The following is an 8659-nucleotide window of genomic DNA, read 5'->3' as shown; positions in this document are numbered from 1 at the left end:
AAACATCCATCCTCGCAGCGTGATCACCATACGTTCTCAAAAGTCGGACAGATTCAACACTTTCGTGTCGTGACGCCCTATGGGGCGTCGATCTTGAGCGCGCCATGAAGGAGGCCGCGCCCGAGATCGGGGAGAAGATCGGCCTACAGCATGAGGGTTCCACCCCCGTCACCTTGCCGGATGGGACGCAGACGCACCGCAACACATGGAAGGTTCAGGACGCCGGCGAGCTGGCCTATAGCCAGCTAGAGCGCCGCCTGTCGCGGTCGGGCGTGAAGGAAACGACGCTCGACTATACCCGCGACTTTGCCGAGCGGCGCGGGATCGCGGAGCAAATGGGCGTCCGCAGCGAGATCGAGATTCCGGCCGAGCGCACCGGGCTACGTGCGGAACGGGAGTCGACGGCCGGGGATCATGCCCTTGATCGGAGATCCTCGCAAAAAGTTCGCGCGGATCTCGCGCAGGATCTTCGTGCAGATCCGCGCGAGGATCTCGCCGGCGATCGACAGCAGCGCCAACGGCCGTTCGAGGGCCTGAAACTCGGCCGCCGCGCCGCGCCCGAGAGCCGCGAGCCAGACCGCGCCGGCGCGGACGGCCCGCAGATCGACCAGAAACGGCCGCAGCAGGCCGAGAAGCAGCGGCGCGGTATGTTCGCCGGCCTCAAGCTCAATGCGCGTCCTGCCCCCTCACAGGAGCGCACAGAGCGGCCGGAAAGGGAAGGGAGCTTGCGGCAGGCGCCTGCGCCCGACCGGCTGGCCGAGCGGGCGCGGGGGCAGTCGCCGCTTGAGGCCGCCGTTGACCGCTATTCGCGGGCCTATCAGTCGATCGACCAGCACCGGCGCGAGGGCTTGCCGGTCCTCGACATGCAGCGGCAGGAAATAGGCGATGCCGGCCGGCAGCTCGACCAGGTGCAGGGCGGCATGAAAGATTTGCTGCGCTCGACGTTGCAAAACGACCCGGCGACGGTGCGCGCCATGACCGAGCTTTCCGGCCGGGAGCGTGTCGCGCAGGTTATCGACGGGATGAAGCGCGAAAACGCGGCGCTGCAAGACCCGAATATCAGGGCCGAGCGGTTCGTTGAACGCTGGCAGGAGCTACAGGGCCAGCGCCGGGAGCTTCGCGGCTGGCAGCACGACGATGCCCGCGCCAAGGTCGAAAGCCAGATGAACGGCATGACCAAGAGCCTTGAGCGTGACCCGCAGGTAGATTCCATCCTGCGCAATCGCCGTCAGGAACTCGGAATCGGGCAGCAGCAGCGCCGGGGGCAGAGCATCGCCCACGAGCTGCAAGAGGAAATGTCACGCAGCCGGCAACTTAGCCGGGGCATCGGTTTGGGAAGGTAGGCACGGAGAATATGGCGGAGCTGGACGACGACAGGGAAGGAATCGAGCCGGAAGCACTGGACGAGGACGCCGGCGACCCGGCCGCCGCGTTCGACGCGCTCCGGCGCACGATCGAGACGCAGGGCGCGCAGATCGGCGCGGAAATGACCGTGATGCGGCGCGGGCTGGAAGCGGCTTTCGACCAGCTCGAAAAGATCGAGCCGGCGCAGGACTACAAGCCCCAGCTCGCCCAGCTCGTGCAGGCGCTCGACAATGTTGCGGAGCGGCTGCACGGCGTAGAGCAATCGCCTATTCTCCGGCAGGGTGCGACACACTATGCGGCGCTCCTCGAGCGCAGCGGCGAGGCCCTGATACGCACCGCCGCGCAGCAGCTCGAGCGGCAGGCGTCCGACCTCGAGCGCGCCGGCCGGAACCTCGCCGCTCATACGAAAAGCGCCTACGACCGGAAAAGTCAGGATTTCCGCATATGGATGGCCGGCCTTGTCGGGCTGTTCGTCGGCATATTCCTGATTTTGCTGTTGCCGCGTTTCCTGCCCTTCTCGGCCGACACCCATGTTGCGGCGACCGTCATAGGTCAGGACCGATGGAACGCCGGCGTCACCATGATGCGGGTGGCCGATCCCCGAAGCTGGCGCGGCGTGGCCGATTCCTCGCAGCTCGTGCGCGACAATGCCGAGGCGATCGGGCAATGCGCCGAGGCCGCGCGCACGGCCGGTTCAGATCAGCAATGCACCATCACCGTGAAAGCGCCGGCAGCACCGGCGCAGTAGGGTTGTGGGGGGACACCAGTTATTTCGGGAGGTTTTCTTCCGCCTCAACAGGTCCGGCGGCCATCGCGACGAGGCGCGCCGCGATACGCTTGCGCAGTTGCTCGGGGAGCGGGCGCGACGACAGCGCCTCGTGAATCCACAGCCCATCGGCGGCAAGGCGCGAAATGAACCTGTCCAACTCGGCAGCGTCGTTTCCAATCGGCGCAGGAGGTGCCCAGCGGTCGATGACCTGTTGCCACAGATCGCCAAGCTGCCGATTGTCGGAGCTTTCCAGCATGAGCAGCAGTTCGACCCGCCGGGCAGCTCTTGCGCAGGTGTTGATGTAGGCGGCGTGTCGTTCGGCGTCTGTCGCCCTGTCCGAGGTGTTGCCGGCGCTCGCTTCCAGCTCCTGTTCCCATGAGCGAGTCAGATGCTCATGGGTGGCGAGGATCAGGGCTTCGCGCGACGGGAAATGATACAGAAGGCCGGCGCGTGTCATGCCGGTTTCGAGCGCTACGGCGTCGAGGGTGACGGCGGTGAGGCCGTCACGCTCGATGATGCTCACAATGGCTTCAAGCACTTCGAGGCGCTTGCTGGCTCTCGCCATGTCGGCTTCCTTAGTGTTGTGTGGGATAGGCTGACGATTGCGAGCCGGGACCGTAGCGCCGCAACAGGATGCCGGTGATCAGGGCACCCACGGCCAGAACACCCGCCGCCACGTACATGACGACCGTATAGGCGTGGTCGAATGCGATTCCTGCCGCTTGACGCACGACAACACCATCGGCCCCCGCCTCGTTGGCAAAGACCAGCGCCGACGCCATGCTGTCGCGGGCCGCTTCCGAGGTTCCGGCGGGGAACACGACGTTGACCGTATAGAGGTAGGCCAAAAGACTTCCGAGAATTGTGACAGCGAACAGACTGCCAAACTCGTAGGACACTTCCTCGACCGACGACGCCATGCCGGCGCGATGCACAGGCACATTGCCCACAATAGCCGTTGATGCCACCGACATTGTTGCACCTACGCCGGCACCGGTCAGCGCCAGACCGGCGATCAGCCAGCCAAGGCCATGAGTGATGCCCCATGTCGCAAGCAGGACCGCCAGCGATCCCGCCGCAAGCCCGCCAGCTATAAGGATACGTAGGCCAATACGATGCAGGAATGCACCACCGAGCAGCGCAGTCGGCAATGATCCGAGCGCCGCCGCCGAAACCAGCATCCCGGCTTCCAGCGGCGTGAAGCCCGCAACGAGCTGGAAGCGTTGCGTCGTAGCAAGCTGAACACCGCCGATGGCGAACAGGGAGAACGCGGCCGCTAGAACGCCCGATGTGAACGCGGCATTGCGGAAGATCGAGAAGTCGAGCAGCGGGAACGGCAGGCGCAGTTGCCGGCGGACGAACAGCGCTCCGGCGAGGATGGCAACCAGCAGCGAAATAGCGGGGACGGCCCACGACTGCCCGGCATGGGCAGATTCCTTGATCGCGATCACAAAAGCCGACAGCGCCACCAATGCCTGAAACGACGACACCACGTCCCAAGGCTTGGTCGCATCGCCGGCCACCTTCGGCGCAACGATCAGCGCCGAAATGAAGGCAGCGACCACTACCGGCACATTGATGAGGAACACCGACCCCCACCAGAAATGGCCGAGCAGAAAACCGCCGATGATCGGTCCGAGCGCAGCGCCGACGACCGACAACGACCCCCAGATCGCAATGGCGATGTTGCGTTCCCGGTCATCCTCGAAGGTGACGCGGATGAGGGCGAGTGTCGCGGGCATCATCGCCGCCGCGCCGACCGCCAGAAAGGCCCGCGCCCCGATCAGGATTTCCGCTGTAGGCGAATAGGCCGCCACAATCGACGCGACACCGAACAGCACGAGGCCGATGAGGAACATGCGCCGGTGACCGATCCTGTCACCCAGCGTCCCGGTGCCGAGCAGCAGGCCGGCCATGACGAGGGGGTATGCGTTGATGATCCACAACCCTTGCGTTGCCGTCGCGCCAAGCTCGCGCGTCAGGGTAGGCAGGGCCGTGTAGAGGACCGAATTGTCCAGAACGATAAGCAGGAGACCGGCGGCGACGGTCACCAGAAGAACCCAGCGGTTCGAGTGGGCGGCAGGCATGATAGCACCATTCAGTGAGAGTAGCCAAACTTTACAGACAAGTTAGTAAAGTATCAAGCGCCTGCCCGTGAGGAACTTCAGACAATGGCCGACTGTCATTTTCAGAAGACGACTGCACCAGTTGATTGGGCGTAATGGCTGTTGTGCAGCCAGCTCCTGACAGTTCAATATCAGAAGTGATCTGCACCAATCTCGACTATGCTCAATACTCGTGTGCACCAAAGCGAGGTGAGCATGGCGACGGACACCCCACGGATTCCAGAACAAGGCGTGGCCACTCTGCCTGATGAGGCTTGGGAGCGTGCGCGCCGTCGTGCGGAGATCATCAGTCCGTTGGCGCAGTCGGAGACGGTCGGGCACGAAGCGGCCGATATGGCGGCTCAGGCGCTGGGCTTGTCTCGGCGCCAGGTATACGTTCTGATCCGGCGTGCCCGGCAAGGCAGCGGCCTCGTGACGGATCTGGTGCCCGGCCAGTCCGGTGGAGGTAAAGGTAAGGGGCGCTTGCCGGAACCGGTCGAGCGCGTCATCCACGAGCTACTGCAAAAGCGGTTCCTGACCAAGCAGAAGCGCAGCCTAGCGGCCTTTCACCGCGAAGTCACTCAGGTGTGCAAGGCTCAAAAACTGCGAGTGCCGGCGCGCAATACCGTGGCCTTACGGATCGCTAGCCTTGACCCGCGCAAGGTCATCCGCCGGCGGGAAGGCCAGGATGCCGCTCGTGACCTACAAGGTGTGGGCGGCGAGCCTCCTGCCGTGACCGCGCCGCTGGAGCAGGTGCAGATAGACCATACGGTCATCGACCTGATCGTGGTCGATGACCGCGACCGGCAACCTATTGGCCGCCCGTACCTGACCCTCGCCATCGACGTGTTCACCCGCTGCGTGCTCGGCATGGTCGTCACGCTGGAAGCGCCGTCTGCCGTTTCGGTTGGCCTGTGCCTCGTGCATGTCGCCTGCGACAAGCGCCCTTGGCTGGAAGGACTGAACGTGGAAATGGATTGGCAGATGAGCGGCAAGCCCTTGCTGCTCTACCTAGACAACGCGGCCGAGTTCAAGAGCGAGGCCCTGCGCCGGGGTTGCGAGCAGCATGGCATCCGGCTGGACTATCGCCCGCTGGGACAGCCGCACTATGGCGGCATCGTGGAACGGATCATCGGCACGGCGATGCAGATGATTCACGACGAACTGCCGGGAACGACCTTCTCCAACCCTGACCAGCGCGGCGACTACGATTCCGAAAACAAGGCCGCCCTGACGCTGCGCGAGCTAGAGCGCTGGCTCACATTGGCGGTCGGCACCTACCACGGTTCGGTGCACAACGGCCTGCTCCAACCGCCGGCCGCGCGCTGGGCCGAGGCCGTGGCGCGTGTCGGCGTACCGGCCGTCGTCACACGCGCTACTTCGTTCCTGGTCGATTTTCTGCCGATCCTCCGGCGCACGCTGACCCGCACCGGCTTTGTCATCGACCACATCCACTACTACGCCGATGCGCTCAAGCCGTGGATTGCGCGGCGTGAACGCTGGCCGTCCTTTCTGATCCGGCGCGATCCGCGCGACATCAGCCGTATCTGGGTCCTGGAACCGGAGGGACAGCATTACCTGGAAATTCCCTACCGTACCTTGTCGCATCCGGCTGTCACCCTCTGGGAACAACGGCAGGCGCTGGCGAAACTGCGGCAGCAAGGGCGCGAACAGGTGGATGAGTCGGCGCTGTTCCGCATGATCGGCCAGATGCGTGAGATTGTGACCAGCGCGCAGAAGGCCACACGCAAGGCGCGGCGTGACGCGGATCGCCGCCAGCACCTCAAGACATCAGCTCGGCCGGACAAGCCCGTTCCGCCGGATACGGATATTGCCGACCCGCAGGCAGACAACTTGCCACCCGCCAAACCGTTCGACCAGATTGAGGAGTGGTAGCCGTGGACGAATATCCCATCATCGACCTGTCCCACCTGCTGCCGGCGGCCCAGGGCTTGGCCCGTCTTCCGGCGGACGAGCGCATCCAGCGCCTTCGCGCCGACCGCTGGATCGGCTATCCGCGCGCAGTCGAGGCGCTGAACCGGCTGGAAGCCCTTTATGCGTGGCCAAACAAGCAACGCATGCCCAACCTGCTGCTGGTTGGCCCGACCAACAATGGCAAGTCGATGATCGTCGAGAAGTTCCGCCGCACCCACCCGGCCAGCTCCGACGCCGACCAGGAGCACATCCCGGTGTTGGTCGTGCAGATGCCGTCCGAGCCGTCCGTGATCCGCTTCTACGTCGCGCTGCTCGCCGCGATGGGCGCGCCGCTGCGCCCACGCCCACGGTTGCCGGAAATGGAGCAACTGGCTCTGGCACTGCTGCGCAAGGTCGGCGTGCGCATGCTGGTGATCGACGAGCTGCACAACGTGCTGGCCGGCAACAGCGTCAACCGCCGGGAATTCCTCAACCTGCTGCGCTTCCTCGGCAACGAACTGCGCATCCCGTTGGTTGGGGTAGGCACGCGCGACGCCTACCTAGCCATCCGCTCCGATGACCAGTTGGAAAATCGCTTCGAGCCGATGATGCTGCCGGTATGGGAGGCCAACGACGATTGCTGCTCACTGCTGGCCAGCTTCGCCGCTTCGCTCCCGCTGCGCCGGCCTTCCCCAATTGCCACGCTGGACATGGCTCGCTACCTGCTCACACGCAGCGAGGGCACCATAGGGGAACTGGCGCACTTGCTGATGGCGGCGGCCATCGTCGCCGTGGAGAGCGGCGAGGAAGCGATCAACCATCGCACACTCAGCATGGCCTGTCGACAACCTCTCGCGCAACCAAGACATCGCGGTCGGACTGCAAGTGATCTTGAAGCCACGGGCCCGTCCCACCCCGACATGGACCTCGATGCCCGAACGGACGTTAGATTTCGAGTTCTAGGCGTTCTGCGATGAAGGTTGGATCCCAGCCGGGATTGAAAGTGTCGACGTGGGTGAATCCGAGCCGCTCGTATAGGCCACGCAGGTTCGGGTGGCAGTCGAGCCGCAGCTTGGCGCACCCCTGCGTTCGCGCGGCATGGCGGCAAGCCTCGATCAGCGCGGAGCTGACACCCCGGCCCGCATGTGTCCGTCGCACCGCGAGCTTGTGCAGATATGCGGCCTCCCCCTTGAGGGCGTCGGGCCAGAACTCGGGATCCTCGGCCGACAAGGTGCAACAGCCGACGATGCCGTCGCTGCAACTCGCGACTAGGAGCTCGGATCTCAGGACGAAGGTCTCCGCGAATGTCCGGTCGATCCGCGCGACGTCCCAGGCGGGCGTTCCCTTGGCGGACATCCACGCCGCAGCGTCGTGCATCAGCCGCACAACCTCGTCGATATCACCCGAGCAGGCGACCCGAACGTTCGGAGGCTCCTCGCTGTCCATTCGCTCCCCTGGCGCGGTATGAACCGCCGCCTCATAGTGCAGTTTGATCCTGACGAGCCCAGCATGTCTGCGCCCACCTTCGCGGAACCTGACCAGGGTCCGCTAGCGGGCGGCCGGAAGGTGAATGCTAGGCATGATCTAACCCTCGGTCTCTGGCGTCGCGACTGCGAAATTTCGCGAGGGTTTCCGAGAAGGTGATTGCGCTTCGCAGATCTCCAGGCGCGTGGGTGCGGACGTAGTCAGCGCCATTGCCGATCGCGTGAAGTTCCGCCGCAAGGCTCGCTGGACCCAGATCCTTTACAGGAAGGCCAACGGTGGCGCCCAAGAAGGATTTCCGCGACACCGAGACCAATAGCGGAAGCCCCAACGCCGACTTCAGCTTTTGAAGGTTCGACAGCACGTGCAGCGATGTTTCCGGTGCGGGGCTCAAGAAAAATCCCATCCCCGGATCGAGGATGAGCCGGTCGGCAGCGACCCCGCTCCGTCGCAAGGCGGAAACCCGCGCCTCGAAGAACCGCACAATCTCGTCGAGCGCGTCTTCGGGTCGAAGGTGACCGGTGCGGGTGGCGATGCCATCCCGCTGCGCTGAGTGCATAACCACCAGCCTGCAGTCCGCCTCAGCAATATCGGGATAGAGCGCAGGGTCAGGAAATCCTTGGATATCGTTCAGGTAGCCCACGCCGCGCTTGAGCGCATAGCGCTGGGTTTCCGGTTGGAAGCTGTCGATTGAAACACGGTGCATCTGATCGGACAGGGCGTCTAAGAGCGGCGCAATACGTCTGATCTCATCGGCCGGCGATACAGGCCTCGCGTCCGGATGGCTGGCGGCCGGTCCGACATCCACGACGTCTGATCCGACTCGCAGCATTTCGATCGCCGCGGTGACAGCGCCGGCGGGGTCTAGCCGCCGGCTCTCATCGAAGAAGGAGTCCTCGGTGAGATTCAGAATGCCGAACACCGTCACCATGGCGTCGGCCTCCGCAGCGACTTCCACGATGGGGATCGGGCGAGCAAAAAGGCAGCAATTATGAGCCCCATACCTACAAAGCCCCACGCATCA

General features: G+C 64.3%; 8 protein-coding genes and 1 pseudogene. 4 read left to right on the top strand and 5 right to left on the bottom strand.

The window, feature by feature from the left end:
- The first annotated feature begins 104 nt into the window (after positions 1–104).
- Both P7F60_RS30025 and P7F60_RS30020 read left to right on the top strand, forming a co-directional pair.
- Complete coding sequence (locus tag P7F60_RS30025) at positions 105–1343, top strand: hypothetical protein (protein ID WP_277921148.1); 1239 nt, start codon at positions 105–107, stop codon at positions 1341–1343.
- A gap of 11 nt (positions 1344–1354) precedes the next feature.
- Entirely contained in the window at positions 1355–2113 is a 759-nt protein-coding gene (locus tag P7F60_RS30020; RefSeq protein ID WP_006473465.1) for a DUF6118 family protein, read from the top strand.
- A gap of 19 nt (positions 2114–2132) precedes the next feature.
- On the opposite strand, the gene P7F60_RS30015 is transcribed toward P7F60_RS30020, so the two are convergent.
- Positions 2133–2699, bottom strand: coding sequence for a TetR/AcrR family transcriptional regulator (locus P7F60_RS30015; protein WP_008786762.1), 567 nt, complete (start codon positions 2697–2699; stop codon positions 2133–2135).
- A gap of 10 nt (positions 2700–2709) precedes the next feature.
- On the bottom strand, positions 2710–4221 hold the full coding sequence (locus tag P7F60_RS30010; protein WP_049285546.1) for an MFS transporter: 1512 nt from the start codon (positions 4219–4221) through the stop codon (positions 2710–2712).
- Positions 4222–4455: 234 nt separating this feature from the next.
- Here P7F60_RS30010 and P7F60_RS30000 point away from each other — a divergent pair, with 234 nt between their 5' ends.
- Positions 4456–6135 (top strand): Mu transposase C-terminal domain-containing protein, encoded by a 1680-nt coding sequence (locus tag P7F60_RS30000; RefSeq protein WP_000179844.1) that lies wholly within the window; start codon positions 4456–4458, stop codon positions 6133–6135.
- A gap of 2 nt (positions 6136–6137) precedes the next feature.
- Positions 6138–7130 (top strand): TniB family NTP-binding protein, encoded by a 993-nt coding sequence (locus P7F60_RS29995; RefSeq protein WP_001381192.1) that lies wholly within the window; start codon positions 6138–6140, stop codon positions 7128–7130.
- On the opposite strand, the gene P7F60_RS29990 is transcribed toward P7F60_RS29995, so the two are convergent.
- The 3 genes and pseudogenes from P7F60_RS29990 to P7F60_RS29980 form a co-directional block, all read right to left on the bottom strand.
- Positions 7099–7599 (bottom strand): GNAT family N-acetyltransferase, encoded by a 501-nt coding sequence (locus P7F60_RS29990; protein WP_000376623.1) that lies wholly within the window; start codon positions 7597–7599, stop codon positions 7099–7101. The genes P7F60_RS29995 and P7F60_RS29990 overlap by 32 nt on opposite strands.
- 127 nt (positions 7600–7726) lie before the next feature.
- On the bottom strand, positions 7727–8566 hold the full coding sequence (gene sul1 / locus P7F60_RS29985; protein WP_000259031.1) for a sulfonamide-resistant dihydropteroate synthase Sul1: 840 nt from the start codon (positions 8564–8566) through the stop codon (positions 7727–7729).
- Positions 8560–8659 (bottom strand): annotated as a pseudogene (locus P7F60_RS29980) (QacE family quaternary ammonium compound efflux SMR transporter); the annotation flags it as partial. The gene sul1 and the pseudogene P7F60_RS29980, both read right to left, overlap by 7 nt.

Source organism: Rhizobium sp. YJ-22, assembly GCF_029601685.1.
Lineage (GTDB): Bacteria > Pseudomonadota > Alphaproteobacteria > Rhizobiales > Rhizobiaceae > Metarhizobium.
Note: the sequence above shows the minus strand (reverse complement) of the source record. Positions and strands in the feature narration are given on the sequence as shown.